The sequence below is a fragment of the Shewanella sp. T24-MNA-CIBAN-0130 genome, from assembly GCF_040310185.1.
Taxonomy (GTDB): domain Bacteria; phylum Pseudomonadota; class Gammaproteobacteria; order Enterobacterales; family Shewanellaceae; genus Shewanella; species Shewanella psychromarinicola.
Genome location: NZ_JBEOPP010000018.1, coordinates 1 through 16,257 on the forward strand (window position 1 = coordinate 1; position 16,257 = coordinate 16,257).

At 40.9% G+C, this 16,257-nt stretch carries 19 protein-coding genes; 3 read left to right on the top strand and 16 right to left on the bottom strand.

Annotated elements, in window-relative coordinates:
- On the top strand, window positions 1-411 hold a 411-nt coding region (locus tag AAEZ02_RS09495), incomplete at its 5' end, for an IS66 family transposase (protein ID WP_351122833.1).
- A gap of 31 nt (window positions 412-442) precedes the next feature.
- Here AAEZ02_RS09495 and AAEZ02_RS09500 read toward each other — a convergent pair.
- A complete protein-coding gene (locus tag AAEZ02_RS09500; protein ID WP_351122836.1) occupies window positions 443-604 on the bottom strand; it encodes a hypothetical protein in 162 nt (53 codons plus the stop codon).
- Window positions 605-1,560: 956 nt separating this feature from the next.
- Between AAEZ02_RS09500 and focA the strand changes: the two genes are divergently transcribed.
- Window positions 1,561-3,150, top strand: coding sequence for a formate transporter FocA (gene focA, locus AAEZ02_RS09505; RefSeq protein ID WP_351122839.1), 1,590 nt, complete (start codon window positions 1,561-1,563; stop codon window positions 3,148-3,150).
- A gap of 396 nt (window positions 3,151-3,546) precedes the next feature.
- Here focA and AAEZ02_RS09510 read toward each other — a convergent pair whose 3' ends face one another.
- From AAEZ02_RS09510 to AAEZ02_RS09530, 5 genes are read right to left on the bottom strand one after another with little or no spacing between them, the layout of a single operon-like run.
- Window positions 3,547-4,176 carry a hypothetical protein gene (locus AAEZ02_RS09510; protein WP_124013734.1) on the bottom strand — a complete coding sequence of 210 codons (630 nt, stop codon included), beginning with the start codon at window positions 4,174-4,176 and terminating at the stop codon, window positions 3,547-3,549.
- A complete protein-coding gene (locus tag AAEZ02_RS09515; protein ID WP_233768519.1) occupies window positions 4,173-4,667 on the bottom strand; it encodes an RNA polymerase sigma factor in 495 nt (164 codons plus the stop codon). The genes AAEZ02_RS09510 and AAEZ02_RS09515 overlap by 4 nt, the downstream gene beginning before the upstream one ends.
- On the bottom strand, window positions 4,664-5,413 hold the full coding sequence (locus AAEZ02_RS09520) for an HvfC/BufC family peptide modification chaperone (protein WP_351077736.1): 750 nt from the start codon (window positions 5,411-5,413) through the stop codon (window positions 4,664-4,666). Before AAEZ02_RS09520 ends, AAEZ02_RS09515 begins: the two co-directional genes overlap by 4 nt.
- Complete coding sequence (bufB, locus tag AAEZ02_RS09525; RefSeq protein ID WP_351077734.1) at window positions 5,410-6,240, bottom strand: MNIO family bufferin maturase; 831 nt, start codon at window positions 6,238-6,240, stop codon at window positions 5,410-5,412. The genes AAEZ02_RS09520 and bufB overlap by 4 nt, the downstream gene beginning before the upstream one ends.
- 1 nt (window position 6,241) lies before the next feature.
- Complete coding sequence (locus tag AAEZ02_RS09530) at window positions 6,242-6,532, bottom strand: BufA1 family periplasmic bufferin-type metallophore (RefSeq protein ID WP_124013738.1); 291 nt, start codon at window positions 6,530-6,532, stop codon at window positions 6,242-6,244.
- A 595-nt stretch (window positions 6,533-7,127) separates the two neighbouring features.
- Here AAEZ02_RS09530 and AAEZ02_RS09535 point away from each other — a divergent pair.
- Window positions 7,128-7,883, top strand: a complete 756-nt coding sequence (locus tag AAEZ02_RS09535; RefSeq protein ID WP_157822176.1) for a hypothetical protein — start codon at window positions 7,128-7,130, stop codon at window positions 7,881-7,883.
- 348 nt (window positions 7,884-8,231) lie between these two features.
- Here AAEZ02_RS09535 and AAEZ02_RS09540 read toward each other — a convergent pair whose 3' ends face one another.
- The 10 genes from AAEZ02_RS09540 to AAEZ02_RS09585 all read right to left on the bottom strand — a co-directional run bounded on the left by AAEZ02_RS09540 (window position 8,232) and on the right by AAEZ02_RS09585 (window position 16,048).
- Window positions 8,232-8,900, bottom strand: a complete 669-nt coding sequence (locus tag AAEZ02_RS09540) for a glutathione S-transferase (RefSeq protein WP_232772035.1) — start codon at window positions 8,898-8,900, stop codon at window positions 8,232-8,234.
- A 260-nt stretch (window positions 8,901-9,160) separates the two neighbouring features.
- Window positions 9,161-10,123: a sensor domain-containing diguanylate cyclase gene (locus AAEZ02_RS09545; RefSeq protein WP_351122842.1), complete on the bottom strand. Its 963-nt coding sequence runs from the start codon at window positions 10,121-10,123 to the stop codon at window positions 9,161-9,163.
- Window positions 10,124-10,352: 229 nt separating this feature from the next.
- Window positions 10,353-10,796: a YybH family protein gene (locus tag AAEZ02_RS09550; protein ID WP_124013753.1), complete on the bottom strand. Its 444-nt coding sequence runs from the start codon at window positions 10,794-10,796 to the stop codon at window positions 10,353-10,355.
- A gap of 75 nt (window positions 10,797-10,871) precedes the next feature.
- Window positions 10,872-11,768: a CopD family protein gene (locus tag AAEZ02_RS09555; protein WP_351077728.1), complete on the bottom strand. Its 897-nt coding sequence runs from the start codon at window positions 11,766-11,768 to the stop codon at window positions 10,872-10,874.
- Window positions 11,769-11,783: 15 nt separating this feature from the next.
- Window positions 11,784-12,206 carry a copper resistance CopC family protein gene (locus AAEZ02_RS09560; RefSeq protein ID WP_351122844.1) on the bottom strand — a complete coding sequence of 141 codons (423 nt, stop codon included), beginning with the start codon at window positions 12,204-12,206 and terminating at the stop codon, window positions 11,784-11,786.
- Between the two features lie 51 nt (window positions 12,207-12,257).
- Complete coding sequence (locus AAEZ02_RS09565; RefSeq protein ID WP_351122847.1) at window positions 12,258-12,971, bottom strand: copper resistance protein B; 714 nt, start codon at window positions 12,969-12,971, stop codon at window positions 12,258-12,260.
- Window positions 12,972-12,981: 10 nt separating this feature from the next.
- Window positions 12,982-15,030, bottom strand: coding sequence for a copper resistance system multicopper oxidase (locus AAEZ02_RS09570; protein WP_351122850.1), 2,049 nt, complete (start codon window positions 15,028-15,030; stop codon window positions 12,982-12,984).
- Window positions 15,027-15,200 (bottom strand): DUF411 domain-containing protein, encoded by a 174-nt coding sequence (locus AAEZ02_RS09575; RefSeq protein WP_351122853.1) that lies wholly within the window; start codon window positions 15,198-15,200, stop codon window positions 15,027-15,029. The genes AAEZ02_RS09570 and AAEZ02_RS09575 overlap by 4 nt, the downstream gene beginning before the upstream one ends.
- Window positions 15,184-15,543 carry a DUF411 domain-containing protein gene (locus AAEZ02_RS09580; protein WP_233768523.1) on the bottom strand — a complete coding sequence of 120 codons (360 nt, stop codon included), beginning with the start codon at window positions 15,541-15,543 and terminating at the stop codon, window positions 15,184-15,186. The genes AAEZ02_RS09575 and AAEZ02_RS09580 overlap by 17 nt, the downstream gene beginning before the upstream one ends.
- Window positions 15,544-15,682: 139 nt before the next feature.
- Complete coding sequence (locus tag AAEZ02_RS09585; protein ID WP_351122856.1) at window positions 15,683-16,048, bottom strand: hypothetical protein; 366 nt, start codon at window positions 16,046-16,048, stop codon at window positions 15,683-15,685.
- Between the last annotated feature and the right edge of the window lie 209 nt (window positions 16,049-16,257).

The window sequence follows — 16,257 nt, forward strand, 5'->3', positions numbered from 1 at the left end:
TCACTCCGGCAGGAAAAGGCTGAGCCAATCTTAACATCGTTGCATGAATGGTTAGAAAAAAGCGAGAAAACAGTCCTGCCCAAAAGTAAAATTGGGGTAGCAATCAAGTACACATTGAATCAGTGGGAAAAACTGAGGCGTTACCTTGAATCAGGTGAATTAGGCATTGATAATAATGTCACTGAACGCGATATCAGGCCGTTTACGACGGGGCGGAAAAACTGGATGTTCTGCCAATCGGTAAATGGTGCAAAAGCCAGTGCTGCACTTTATAGCTTGGTGATGACTTGCCGTGCCAACGATATTAACCCGTACTTTTACTTCCAAAAACTTTTCACGGAACTGCCACAACGGGATAAATTTGCTGATTTAAGTGATTTATTACCTTGGCATGCCGATCTAAAAGCTTGATGATATCGGGCTCCACCGCTTAATTGACCGCTTACGATTGTATTGCATTTAATTCTTGAAAAGATTTTTCAATTAAGGCGTCTGACGCTAACCGCGCACTGAAAATGGCTGTGGCAATCATTGGGACCACAGCAAAGATCACCAGCATGCTCATTATCTTAGGGCGAATGCGAATATCTACTAAGCGAATCATTAACTTTCCAAAATATAATCGTATTTCTTAATATGGCGACATATTCAATCATTTTGCCTTTTGAATCAAAAAACAAATTATACAGTGTGACCTTGATTATAAAATTCGATATTCAAACCATTTAATCGGAATTAGATGTTATTGGAGTCCAAAAAACTATCGCAATTAATTGGAAATCAGCACTGTTGCGGCGACTCATCCTGTTATCGCTACTTTACAAGCTCGATCTGGCCAAGGGTATTTAACACGACGCGGTGAGCCGCAAGATAGCAGATTAACTACGTCCTTAAATACTGGCGTGATCTCAGGTTTTAGGGGTGACTTCTATTTTGGCACTAATAGGCCTATTTATTTACCAGTTTGCGTTTAGGGATTATGTCTTATTATGATCCAGTCTTATCGTTTCAAATCAATTAATGATCCACCCTTATGGTTTCGGGTTTTATCATTCGGTTTTACAACTTTTTCCTAATTTGTTGATTTCTGACACTGGCGGAACCAGCGTTAATGTTGCAATAACAGGTGAATGATATGCCATTTAGGCCGTTTGGATGTTAAGCACGCACAATATTTTTATTTATTAAATTCTCTTAAAATCAACTCCCCTTCTGCGGCCTGAAAAATTGATACCTAGTATCAATTTTTTGTTTTCACTGTATGGCTAGGTTTGAGGGCGCGTGTGGTCTCATATCTATCATTACTGTGAAGTCAGCGTATGTATTTTCATTCATGAGCATTTGTCGAATTGGCCTAGCCCAAAAAGCCAAAACAGTGTCAATTGCGCTATCAATTTAATTGATACATTACCTAAAAAAGTCTCAATATTTGTTTGCATTTTATTCTGTATTCTGAACTGGCACTAACAACTCAACAAACACATTCAAGGAGTTATCAATGTATATAGCATATGTGAACCCCCCTCCCTTTGGCGTCAGTAATACGTTGTGGAAGGCGTTATGAGAGGGGCTGACGCCCAAGGGGCGAACCCACAACTATTAACTGCAAGGCAGATAAGTCATCTCGCCGTGGTTGATAAATCAGCTGTTATGAGTCCTTTTGAAAAAGCGGCTGAATATGGACAAGCTAAAGTCACTAAGCACTTTGGACAGTCATTTGCTCTCTCTGTATTTGCAGGTGCATTCATTGCGCTGGCATTTGTCTTTTATCTTACGGTTACGACGGGTTCAGCACAGAGCTCTTGGGGCTTAGTCAGATTTAGTGGTGGTATCGCTTTTAGCCTAGGACTCATTTTCGTTGTTGTCCTTGGTGGCGAACTATTTACCAGTACCGTATTAAGCGCCATTGCCTGGGCACAAAAACGGGTTACGATCAAGCAGTTGCTTGGTTGCTGGATGCGCGTGTATTTTGGCAATCTCTGTGGCGCAATGCTGATACTGGGATTGGTAATGATGTCGAAAATGTATGCCATGGATGGTAATGAATGGGGGCTCAATGCACTACATGTTGCACAACACAAGATCCACCATGATTGGAGTCAGGCTTTTGCCCTTGGAACCTTATGTAACTTGCTCGTGTGCCTAGGTGTCTGGATGACCTTTAGTTGCAAAGACGCTTTAGCTAAATCGTTACTGCTTATATTGCCGGTGGCGATGTTCGTGTCCAGCGGCTTTGAGCATAGTATTGCCAACTTATTTATGGTGCCGCTCGGAATTGCCATTCAAAACTTTGCGGGGAATGAATACTTCATTGCTTTGGGAGTCATGCCACAAGTTTTTGCGGACCTTACTATTAGTAATTTTGTACTTCATAACCTTATTCCGGTGACGCTGGGCAACATTCTAGGGGGCGCGGTATTTGTAGGCCTAGGTTATTTTTGGATAGATAACACCAATGCAAAAGTAACTGACGAGGTGCCATCGCTACACATTAATCCTATTACACAAGGTCACGCACAAAACGAGTCAATATCAGAACAGTTTCAACACTCAAGTAATGCTTCACAAACTCAATATCAACCAAGTCAAGAGGACTTAGCCATGAAAAATAAAATCCAAAAACTTATCGTTAGTGAATTAATGGACAACTCACCGACCACCCTTTCAGTTGATACTACTATTTATCAGGCGCTTACGCTGTTAGCGAAAGACAACCTTCGCAGTGCGCCAGTGGTCGACAATGATAATCTGCTATTAGGATTTGTGTCGGAACAAGATCTAATTCGCTCACTTTGGTCTGAGGAGTTTGCTTCCGATTTGCCGATTTCAGTGAAAGATATCATGCAAACCAAGATGCTCACCGTGGCACCTACAGATAAAATTGCTCAACTGCTTGAGTTTATGGTGGTTGATAAGAAAAAACTATTTCCTGTGACGGATTCGGGCATGTATATCAGCGGTGGCTACCAGAGCTATGAAGAGCGCTTGCGTGATGCATCTGCGACGGTACCAAGTAATTACCCAGTGGTTGAGCATGGTCGTTTATGTGGGGTTATCCGTCGCGAAGCGCTGATGCAGATGTTCTCGAAGCTTTATAGCCCAAAGCACGATGGTATTTCACATCCTGTTGAGCAACAATCAGTAGCATAGTATGGTAACAAGATCGAGCTAACACTTTGCCTAGGCAGCTTTAGTTTTGGATAATAAAGGCTTCTAAAACAGTTGTTTACTTATCTTGCCCCGAGTTGAGGTTAGGTATACCAATAAAAGGCTAGCGTTATCGCTAGCCTTTTTATATGCAAAATAGATTAGCGGGTCTTGATGTCAACGAGCAGTAAAGTCTGAGACTGGATTGGCAACGTTGGTGATGCATTTAGTGTAATATTCTACATCGCGGTATATAACTGGAATTGAATTGAATGTTCACCTTCAATGATTTGCCGGGTACTCAATACGACACAGTATTTAGGCTGATCGAAAAGTCACTCAACGGCCTTCTTTTAACAACTTCACATTCCTCAAACCAATTTTGGAAACTAACCTTGTTTATAGTGGCTGCACTAAGGCCATCAACAATCCATTCTCAGTCCATAGTGTTACGTGAAAACCTTTAACGTTATATGTTGTTGGTTTTTCGCCACTTTCTTTAGCCGGAATATCACCAAATTTTTCGGCGTCAAAGCCGACTTGGTAGAGTGTTAACATGTTACCTTGTTTATCTTGATAGCGAAGTTGCGCTGCAATCTCGCTTTTTATAGAGCAATATCGTCCTCCCAACATTGTCATGCCGCTCAGCTCGGTCGCTGCTGATTGAACCGGATTAAAGTCGAGTTCAGTAAAATAAGAACTCACTATTGCAAAACTATCGCTTTTTACTTCTAGCGGTCGTAAACGAACATGATTTGCCACAACTTCTTGCGCTAATTGCACACCATAAGTCGAATTTTCAATCTGCATATAAAAAGTGACCGCTATTCCCAATAAAAACGTCGCGGCTATTGCTAGCCAACGGCTCTGCTTCTTACTATGTTTAATCGTAAATAATTGACTATCTATATTTCTCTCACTGTTATTTTCTGATGTGGATAATATCGCGTTCAATGAGCCAAGCTGCGCCGCACTTAAATTTTGCTGGTTGTAGTGATCTTTTGTTGCTTGCTTCAAGGATTTTTTCATTTGCTTTCTCCTTGTTGTGGGGGCAGGCTTTTATCTGCAATGACGACCGCTTTTTTCTTTATTCTGTGTAACCTAGAAAGTATCGTACTTCGTGGCTCATTTGTTTGTTCAGCTATTTCAGTGGCGGTATATCCCATTACCGCCGAAAGGAAAAGTGTTTCACGCTCAGCCACATTAAAACTCTTAAGTAAATGCTCTATATCGTCACTATCTATCAGGATTTGCTCGAACGAAGTCGTAGATTCTAAGGTGGTGATATTTTCATTGAACTCAGCAAAAACGATCTTATTCTTACGACGGCAATCATCAATAAATTGGTTACGAATAATGCGCCTCAAGTAACCCATTCCTAAAGTTTGCTCACTGGTTTTTTTTACCCATTTTTCTAATGCACTTTGCAACAGATCATGAGCATCTGCATTGTGATTTGTTAGGGCCAAACAATAGCGGTAAAGCAGTTGTAATTCATCATGACTCAGTTGCATCGTCATAGGTAAAATCCACCAATCCAGCCTTGCTCAATATAACGCGGCAAGGCAGTTTCATCACGCTGTGAAATATCATCTAGAGCAATACCTTGGGCGATATCTTTAAGTAATAAAAAATCATCTTTGGTAATAGCGGAAACCATGGGCTTGTATTGTGGCCGTTGCACAACGAGAGGATCGCCTCGTCCCTTAGAAATAGAAGCCAGTGGCAAGTCTTGGTCATAAAATCGCCACAAATCAACTAGTGGCCACACGGAGATAAGTGGGTTGATGTCATCAACCAAGTTAAATTTACACAATAATTGTTGTTGTTGCGATAGTTGTCCAAAGGCATCAAACTGAAAAATCTCTCGCGGCTTTGCATAGTAGCTCTGGATGCATATCCAATCTAATCGTGCGACATCGGCAAGATACGGCACTGAAGCTAGTGTTTTATGATGAGTAAGGCAATATTCTATAAAATCAGGGAAGGTATTCCCATATTGGTCAATGTTATCTTGCGTAAAAGATGTTTGTTTAACAAAATCGGTCGCCAATTGGGTAAAACAACTATTTCCGACTAGCTTAGCAACCTGAGGGTAGCTAATAAACAACATATTCACGAGTCCCGAGGTGTAATTACCACGATAGGTTTCCATGCGTTTTTGAGCATAAGTCGATGTCAATATTTGAGGCGAAGCTTGCAGGGCATTGTCCGTTTTCGGTTGCACATACCTAGTTAGCTGCTCTTGCCATACTTGTAATGTCATGCATGCACCTTTGGGGTTGTTTCGAGCAATAACTGAGCTTTGTTTCTTTCGGACATAAGTACCGACCAAACCGGGATATTGTTATCCCACTCAATGAGTGTTGGTGTCGGGCCCGTTAATGCCAGAGCTTTCTTGTATAATGCCCATACTTCGTTGGATACTGGGCTACTGTGCCCATCGAGTAAAAATCCGTCTTTACGTTCAAAACCGGCTAAATGTATTTCCTTTATTCGGTTTATAGGTAATTGTTGTAAGTAACTGATCGGATCAAATTGATGATTAACACTGTTTACGTATAGATTGTTTACATCAAGTAATAAGTCACAATTAGCTTGCTGAACAACCTGGCAAATAAACTCGCCTTCAGTCATGATGCTCTGTTGACATTCGATATACCCAGATACATTTTCAAGTAGGATGGTTTGTTCTAAAAAATCCTCAACGACTTGAATACGGTTACACAAATGCTCGCAAGCTTCTTGGGTATAAGGCATTGGTAATAAATCCGGAGTGCGTAATGTGGCAACACCGGAAAAGCTGCAATGTTCAGAATAGTGGCACGCACCGGTTTTTGATATGAGTGCTTTAATTTTACCAAGATAGTCAAAATCCAAGGGGTCGAGACTACCAAGCGATAAATTCACGCCATGTAATGCAATTGGATATCGCTCTGAGATTTGCGCCAAAACGTAACTATCTAAACCACCACTAGCTAGCCAATTGTCAGCCAATAATTCGAACCAAGGCATAACTGGACGCTCACTTATTACAACATCTAAATGAGGTGTTCTTAGTCCAACGCCAGCAGCCTTTGGTAATTGCATCATGTTATGATTTTTCTGTTTTAGCCGGTTTTATTTTAGCCACTATTCCGCCAGTGATCTTTTCACACGTTCCTTCGGGTACATAAACCCATTCCTGAACCGAATTAGTAACCGTTGATTGGCCTGAACAACCATGTTTGCCGTCTAATGAACCGCAGTCATTTTTACCTTCTTTTGCAATACCTGCGCATTTTTCCCATTGTTTAGGTTGATCCGGAACGGCATTCGCCGTCACTGACATGCCTAAAGCTAAGATACCTGCTATTGAGCTCGCTACTCTTGCTTGTTTATTCATTTGAGTTTTCCCTTTCACGGTGAGCAATACAAAAATATATTGCTTTCAATTAGTCAGACGTTTGATAACCGTTTTTGATTGCATTTGTGAATTTTTAATTTACAACGAGTTATCGCTACTCTTTATAAATAGCTTCCTATGCGTATCTTGTAAACTCAGGAAATTATCCTAGCACTATCGCCTGTTCTGGATTAAACAGCCGTGCCATGACCGATATATTTGATTTTTAGTGCGACTCAATAACAGCCTAGTAGCGTCCATTAATTAATGGACTTAATTGTGCGAGCTCGCTGACTTTTTTTGCGAATTTTGGCCTAACAACGCGGCTAAAAAATTAATAATAATGGTAAAAGTGGCAACTAATTTGGCTAACGTATTTCCGCTACCAGTCCTTAAGAACATATAGGTCAATAACATTAAAGCATATAACCAATCCCTCCATAATTCAGCATGATTATATTAATTTAGTCTAACTCACTCCGGCTGGTCATTTTTCAACCTGCTATCTTTAATCGACAGGATACGTTTCAAAAGTTGTAATCTGCTGCGTATTGATACTCGCTTTGCTGTTATTAACTTCTTAAGGAACCAACAAATGAATATACAGAAAAGATGGTTTCCATCTCTATTCATCGCCCTCATCGTAGGGGGCATGCTGCTGCCTCCTTTGGCGTGGGCCAAAGAAAGCTTGTCAGATTCTTGGATAATGACGCCCAAAGACGGAAAGTCTATGGAATTTGAACAGGCCTTCAAAAAACATGTGGCACGTCGAGCTGAACTCAATGATCCTCGCAGCTGGCGCGTTTATGTGCCTGTGTTAGGAGATGAGTTAGACCGTTACGTTATTCGTTCTTGCTGCTTTGGCTGGCAAGGTTTTGACGAATATCGCCAGTGGAGTGAAGATAAAGATCCCATGACCGATTGGCAAAAAAATGTCGATAAATTAGTCGATAAATATGAACACTATTTTTCGATGATGGACATGGACAATAGTAAATGGGCAGATGAGTTAACCTATAAATATGTGGGGGTAACGCACTATACGGTGAAGCAAGGTCACTGGCGCGCAATGGAAGAAGACAAAAAAATATTGAGTGAGGCGGCAAAAGTACAAAAATGGCCTTATTCATGGTCGTGGGAGTCTAGTGTTGGTGGCGCCAGCGTGCTTATGTTAGCCGTGCCTTATAAAAGTTATGCCGAGATGGAACCTCCTGAGACTGGTTTTGCCAAAATGTTGGCAATGCATTTGGGTAGCGAAGATAAAGCCAAACAGACTTTAGAACGCTGGGCATCCCATTTTGAGTCGACTCACTACGCCTTGTACGAATGGCGTGAAGATCTTTCCATGTAGGAGAATCGCAGACCCCACTCAGGTGGGGTCTTCAACAATGAAATATGCATTATACCCTTCATCATTATACTGCCTGTTGTATACAGATTGAGTTGATCGCATCAGTTCATTATTCTAATCCAAAAGTCTAGATTTCAAACACTTGCCATCCTTCATCACCGTTTTAGCTGACATCCAATTTATTGCCAAGTTTGAAGATATGAAATGGTTAATCGGGCTAAAGGCAAATGTTAATTCATTATCTTGCAAAATCCGTTTACTTTGCAATTCAAAATAGATTGGGCAATATCAAAGACATTGATAACGAGTCTGTAACAATAGAGCCCTGATTAAATGACCGAGCCAACGCTACAGACTGTCTCCAAAAACAACGTCTTCTTTTGAGTCTAACCACATTGGATATTGCGCCATTACCTTGCTGAACATTCGACTCTGTAAATAGTGATTAAGCCACTGGCGCAATTTGGGATAGGGAGATTGTAAATACCATTGCCGCTCTACTCGGGCAAACTGACGAATAAAAGGCATTAATGCCAAATCAGTTAAACTGGGGGTGTCAGACATTAAATATGGGTGCAGGCAAAGGCGTGACTCTAAATCAGCAAGGTATCGTTCACACTGCTGCCTAACTTTGATGAGTGACGGCTCATGGTAACGTTTAGCGCAGCGATACTGTTCTAAATGTCCCTTAAACTCATTATCAAATCGCGCAATAACAGCCAACATATCAGTAATAGCGTTCGGCGCTGCTTTATTAAGATAATCATCAGGGTCTGTTTGCGAAAATGCCCACTGCATGATGGATAGACTTTCATCAATGACGAGGTTATCTGCGGTGACTAAAACAGGGACTGTACCTTTGGGCGAAAGGTTCAGCATCTCAGCCGGTTTATTACTTAACACTAAGTCGCGCAGCTGAACTTGTTGGCCAGATGCATAAATGGCCAATCTAGCCCGCATCGCGTAGGGGCAATTTCTTAAAGAATAGAGTACAGGTAATGCCATTTTTTCGTTCATCGTCGCTCAATTCGCCGATTGGAATTATTTACTTTAACGATATTCATTAGCAAAATATACGCATAATAGCCTCACCCCCTATTAAATTTCTAACGTCACGATATAACCCTGGAACTAAATATTGACTGATCAGCACTCGACTGATCAGCAGAGCAATATCATTTCATATTAATGATGTTGGTTCGTCTGCTGAGCTTATAAAATTGACTAGACATCATTGTTCAATAAAATATGTTTTATCGTCACGAGCCCCTATCAATCTATCCAACCTTACCTCTTTTGTTTTCGTACATTGCTGCATCCGCATCTTGGATCATCTCTTCTATTGACTTATCCGTATCATGTTCAAAATGCATTACACCTGCACTGTACTCAATTTGGTATGGCTTATTTAAGGTTTCATTTACCCTTTTCACCGCGGCAGAAAATCGCGCTAACGCTAAATCAGCCTTTACCCCGTCAGAGTCACTGAGCATCGCAACAAACTCGTCTCCACCCAGCCTACCGATCACGTCACATTCACGGAATGAATCAAGCATTATGTTTGCAAACGTGGTTAAGACAAAATCGCCTTCATGGTGGCCATACTCATCATTAATGGCCTTAAATCTGTTTAGGTCAAATAATATAAATGACATTGGCACTTTATTACGTCGACACATTTTTAAACTATGATTAACCAGAGTCAAAAAACCGCGCCTATTAGAAATCAAGGTTAATTCATCCAACGTAGCAAGTTGAATAGATTCAATTTCTTGCTCAATCATAGTCCCTAAGTCTTTAAGCAACTGCTGGTCTTCTTCATTAAGGATTTTAGGTTTAGAATCAATAAGACATAAAGTACCTATATTTATTCCTTGCCTAAGATTTAAAGGATAACCGGCATAGAATCGAATGTTTGGAGCATCTGTAACAAGAGGATTGTCAAAAAAACGTTCATCTTTTGAGGCGTCTGGAATGATAAATAATCCATCTTGATTAATGGCATGTCCACAAAAGGATATATCGCGAGGCGTTTCGGAAGCATCAATTCCCTGCTTGGATTTAAACCATTGGCGATCTTCGTCAACAAAGCTAACAAGTGAAATGGATACGTTAAACATACGTTTAGCCATACGAGTAACACGATCAAAACGCTCTTCGTGCGAAGAATCAAGAATTTTTAATGCTCTCAACGCATGTAATCGCTCTGCTTCATTCTTTGGAACTTCTGGTTTAATCATAGTGATCCGCTTAATTTTGTATACTCAATTTAAGTATATCAGTAAATTCGTACGCGAATAATTATCCCAACGCATTTACATTAGGTCACTATAAATCAATAGTAAAAATTGGAAGTCCTTTTCCATAAAGTATCATGCCTCAGCATGATATGAGTCATTGTGGTTTGCTTGGGAGCACCGACAAAGTAGCTCAAGATAATCCTTTATCTACATAATGAAATCTGTACCTTTACGACCAGTGCACGTGGGTAATTTTCCAACTACCATCAACTTGTTTGACTAATACCAGGGTTTCCATGGTTATTGAGTCAACACTTTTGCCTTTATATTCTCCTTGTGCGTGACTGATTGCAGTTGAAATAGCGATGTCACCCGTTATGGTAACTCGATGTTCTTTGAGCGTAATCGATAAACTTTTTAAGTAAGCCATATCGGCATGCATGTGATGACTGGCGTAATCAGCAAGTGATCGTTCTACTTTGCCGCCCTCAAAAATTTGGACGTTTTCAGCTAATGATTGCCTAATAAGGGTTTCATTCCCTGTTTGTAAGGCATTATGAAACTGTTTAACGACCTTACCCGCAGCTGAATCAACACCGACAAACTCACTTTTCTCAATGGCGTGAGTTTCATCACCATGGGCAAACGTTAAGTTGCTGTTCCCTGTCGATATAAGTAATATCAAGCCCGTTAATAATATTGTTACAGGTCTATTTTTCATTATTATCTCTCTGTTAATTTATAGCGATTATCCAAGGCTAATAGGACCTAGCACGCTCGAAAGTATTGCTGTTGTGGCTAATATAATCAGGGCAACTAATGCTTCTAATCCAATCGATTTTTGTAGCTTTCGTTTGGCGAGTGGTGCTGTAAAAATAGTTAAATTCGGCACTAAAATAAATTTATGCCAAGCCGCAATAAGCAAAATTATAGCGACTAAACTTAGCTTGATGGTGACCGCTATACCATAATCTGAACTGAGTAATTCAGTGGGACTATCAAACAACATCCACACCATTCCCATGCCTGAAAGCAACACTAGAATGACAATCCCTATGCCTATACGACCAAATGTATCCATGACATTTTGTATGACGATGTTGTCATCGATATTGCATAGTTTCCATAACGGATAAAAAGCCCCTATCCAACTTGCTACAACTAATACATGTATCAGTATCAACCCTTGGGCAATCAATCCCAGTTCTGCACTGTGTCCAATAAAAGTGAACGTGATAGCAATTAACAGGGTGCTGATGATAGATATTGCAACCGACAAATGTCTAATATTATTGTTTTTACTCAACATCCTGCAGCTTGCTAATAGCATTGAACCAAAACCAATTAAACGCCAAAAGACTGTGTCACCTACTTGAGTTGGCCATAGGAAAGCATGCATCTGCGCATCAAACATTCCCATCAATCCTGTTTCAGCAAAAGAACCGACTTGAGCAAAATAATTTATACCAACGGCCAACAATCCAAAAGCGGCACCTAAACCGATATATTTAGCAACGCTAATTCTGAGATTAGGTTGAGCCTTAATGAGATGTTGCATCAATGTGCCGCCAATAACGGCGGCAACACTAAGATATATAACCCATTTTGACATCAATACCGATATTTCAAATACGGTTAATATCATGATTTACGTATCCAATTATTGATGTTCAGTATGCTCTTTTGTGTCGTGATCCATCGACATAGGTGTTGCACTGTGAGTGTTCATGCCAGCATTGTGCAGCATAAAGCTCATGTTGCCTTTCATCTTATGGCCATCGTCACCCATGATCATCCAATTTACCGTATAGTTAGTTGCGCTCAATGCTGGTAGGGCGAATGAAAACGCCTCTTGGCTGGTCGCGCTTGATGGTAATGTTAGTGGTATGCTTTGCTGCTTTTCATCTTGCATTGTCAACTTGACCAAACGCACGGGAGCAGTAAAGGTCAGTTCAAGTGTTGTTGGGGCCTGACTCACCATGGCTCCGTTAGCGGGCATAGAATCGCTCAACCCGACATGAGCCAATGCGGATCCGCTCAAAAATAGACCGGTTGCAACTAAAGCGCTGTTAAATAACTTCATAATATTTCCTTTTGTGTTTTAACTATCGAAAAAACGTACTTAAATAATGGCTTAAAACCAAGCTTTAAACCCAATAACCAACTGTGTTTCTTGTGTATCGTCCCCTTCATTTCGAGCGTAATCTGCTGTATTTCCGAACTTTTGGCGCCAATCAACACCTATATATGGAGCAAATTCTCGAATTATTTCGTATCTCAGTCGTAGCCCTGCGCTCACGTCTGATACGCCAGAACCGATCCCAAGCTCTGCGTCATTTTTAGCAAATAAGTTCACTTCAATTTCTGGACTGAGTATCAGTTGTTGAGTAATTAACAGTTCATATTCTGCACTCAAGCGCATGGCCGTACGGCCTTCTTCACTAACAAACAAGGCAGCATCAATATCAAAAAAATACGGCGCTAAACCTTGAACACCAATGACGGCCCAATTACGGGTAGGCGATGGTTTAATATCGGTTTTAACACCTAGCTGTATATCCCAATATGGCGCAATAGGCCGACTGTAAAGGGCTTGAATTTCAAGGTCTTGTTCGTCACTATTTAAATATTCGCCTTCGGTTTTTAGCCACAGTTTATTTAAGTCGTAACCTAGCCAAGCTTGTGCAGAAAATTGTGTTGCGTCTTGTGGATCAACCCCTCTCTCAAGTTGGTCAAGCATCACTTTGGCTAATAAGGGGTCATCATTACCACCGGCATACACAAATGAGCTGGCGAATGTGCTACTAAGGCTCAATAGCCCAAAGACAATTAAATTAACTTTATTCATATTGATTCCCCTATTTAACGACCACTCTTCTGAACATGCCTGGCATGTGGAATAACAGGTGACAGTGGTATGCCCATTGCCCTATCGCATCCGCTGTAACTAAGTAACTAATTTTAGAGCCTGGCTGAACTAATATAGTGTGTTTACGTGGGATGAAATCAGGATCGCCAGTCTCTAACTCACTCCACATACCATGTAGGTGAATAGGATGAGTCATCATAGTGTCGTTAACTAAAGTGATCCGCAGTCTTTCACCGTACTCAAACTCTAATGGCGCGGCGTCCATAAACTTCACCCCATTAAAGGACCACATATAACGGTTCATATTGCCAGTTAAATGCAGTTGAATTTCACGACTGGGTTGGCGCGTGTCGTAAGTAGGATGTAAGCCTTTAATATCGGCGTAGGTTAAAACTTTGCGGTTTAACTGCTGTTGATGGTCACGTAATCCAATGCCGGGATCCTGTAAGCCACTTTGGGGCGCATCGGCTCGCATATCCACTTGTGGACCAAATTCGGTATCAATGTGTTTAATTTCATTGTTACTGCCAAAGCCAGCAAGTCCTAAGTCTGACAAGGCAGTTTTGCCAGCGCCCATGGCCATGTTGCTATGATCCATGCCTTGCATATCACCTGCATCCTTTGCCATCTTGCTATGATCCATGCCTTGCATATCACCTGCATCCTTTGCCATCTTGCTGTGATCCATGCCTTGCATATCACCCGCATCCATGCCCATTTTGCTGTGATCCATGGCTTGCATATCACCTGCATCCATGCCCATTTTGCTGTGATCCATGGCTTGCATATCACCTGCATCCATGGCCATCTTGCTATGATCCATGCCTTGCATATCACCCGCATCCATGGCCATTTTGCTATGATCCATACCACTCATATCCATGCCCATATCACTATGTCCAAGTATTGGTGCAGGGTCCATTTTGGGGATAGAGGCATATAGACTGGGGTTTGAGGTGAGATTACCTATAGTAAAGCCCGTCCGGTCAATACTTTGAGCAAAAATACAGTAAGCATTATCGACCTCTGGTTCAACGACCACATCATAGGTTTCGGCGACGCCAATTCGAAATTCATCCACAGAAACAGGCTGAATGTTCTGACCATCACTGGCGACAACCGTCATTTTAATACCCGGTATACGCACATCAAATATGGTCATCGCAGCACTATTAATAAAGCGTAAGCGCACCTTTTCGCCTTGTTGAAACAACGCTTGCCAGCCTTGTTCTGGAGGATTTCCGTTCATTAGGTAGGTATAAGTTGAACCGGTAACATCAGAAATATCTCGGTCACTCATGCGCGCGTTATTCCACATTGAACGTGCGTTCCAGGTATTGGCTAAACCATTTTTATTAACGTCAGAGAAAAAATCCATTACCGTACGTTCACGATAATTATAATAATCAGCTTGTTTTTTTAATTTGGCATAAATGTTTTCAGGTTCTTCATCTGACCAATCAGACAGCATCACCACATATTCACGGTCATATATGACCGGATCGGGTGTGGCAGGATCGATCACTATGGCACCGTATAAACCCGTTTGTTCTTGGTATCCTGAATGACTGTGATACCAATATGTGCCGCTTTGGTGAACGGTAAATTGATATTCGAATGTTTCACCCGGTTTAATACCATCAAAACTAAAACCTGGGACACCGTCCATTTCGGTAGGTAAAATAATACCGTGCCAGTGAATAGAGCTATCATGGTCCAGATTATTCTTCACTCTTAATGTGACCGTCTCGCCTTCTTTCCAACGCAATAACGGAGCCGGTAGTAATTGATTTACCACCGTGGCACGAGCAGATTTTCCGGTAAAATTAACCATTTTATAGTCAATTGATAAGTCGAACACTTTGCCAGAGAGTTGAGTCAAAGATTGGCTCAACGCATTGGCAAAGGCATTTTTAGGAAAAGGGATCGACATCAAGGCCAGCATGGCGGAAGCCCCAAACACAAACCGACGTCGGCTATTGTTAGGTTCATTATCTATGGTTTGAATAATTGGCTTTATCATATATTGAGATTTCATTTTACAGACTCCTCAAGAGTATTCACTTGGGCGTAAACTTGGCTACTGCCATCGGTTTTCATCAGTAAAACGTCGTATGGCATAAATTTATCTTGGTACTCCATACCAGGACTGCCCACAGGCATAGCCGGCACGGTTAGGCCGATAGCATCTTTAGGTGGTGTTGCCAAAAAAACGACTAATAAATTTTGCCGGAATATGGCCTTCAAACACATAACCTTGAGATGACACTGCGGTATGACAAGATTGCATAGATGTAGGAATACCCTTTGATTGTTTAAACTCATAAAGGTTGTCAATATTGTGGGCGTTAACACTAAATCCGCGCTCACTAATATGAGTCAGCCATTTCTCACAGCAGCCACAATTGGCATCTTTATAGACAGTGAGTAATGGGGCTGTGGTGTCGAGTTCCGCAGCCTGGACAGATAACGTTAATCCCATTATTTGCATCATAAGAATAGATCCAATAACACGATAAAACACGACTAAGTTGTGATATGTAGCAGACATAATATTGCCTCCAAATCAAATTTCGTAACATTAAACAACACGGTTCAATGTCAGTTTGTTAACCGATAATAGTTAAACAAATATAAAACACATGATTGGTTAGGACAGTTAGCAATAAAAAGATATAACTGTGCCTATGTTAGGCAAATATAGGAGGACGATATAAAGAAGATCGATACTGAGGCATAAGTTCTGAGGTAAACATAGCAGTAGAATTGAATAAGTTGACTTCAGATTTAAGGGTTGGCATTGCCATCATTAAACCAACAGATAAGCATGAACCGACAGTGCAATGACAAGCTTGGGCGCAGCAATCATCATCAGCATTATCACTTGTCATAGCCACTTGCATACTAACATCGTGGCATGGATTGCCATTATCTACAGGCATATTCGAAGAAGTCATTGAGCTCATTGGCATATTACCTGGCACAATCACAGACGCAAAAGTCTGACCGACAAACGTCAGTAAGACAAACATCATGATTAAGCGAGCTTTATGCAAAATAGATTCTCCAATTACTTTGTATTGATCATAGTGAAACGTGCTAGCTTAAGCAATGTAAACTTATTCAATATAATCATTAAAATCGTTACAAACACAATATGCCGACATTAGTTTAATATCAATTTAATCAATAATTTATATTACGATGAGTATAACAAAAAAATACCCTTGCTTATGGCTTAATTGATAACGACGCCATAAAAAAA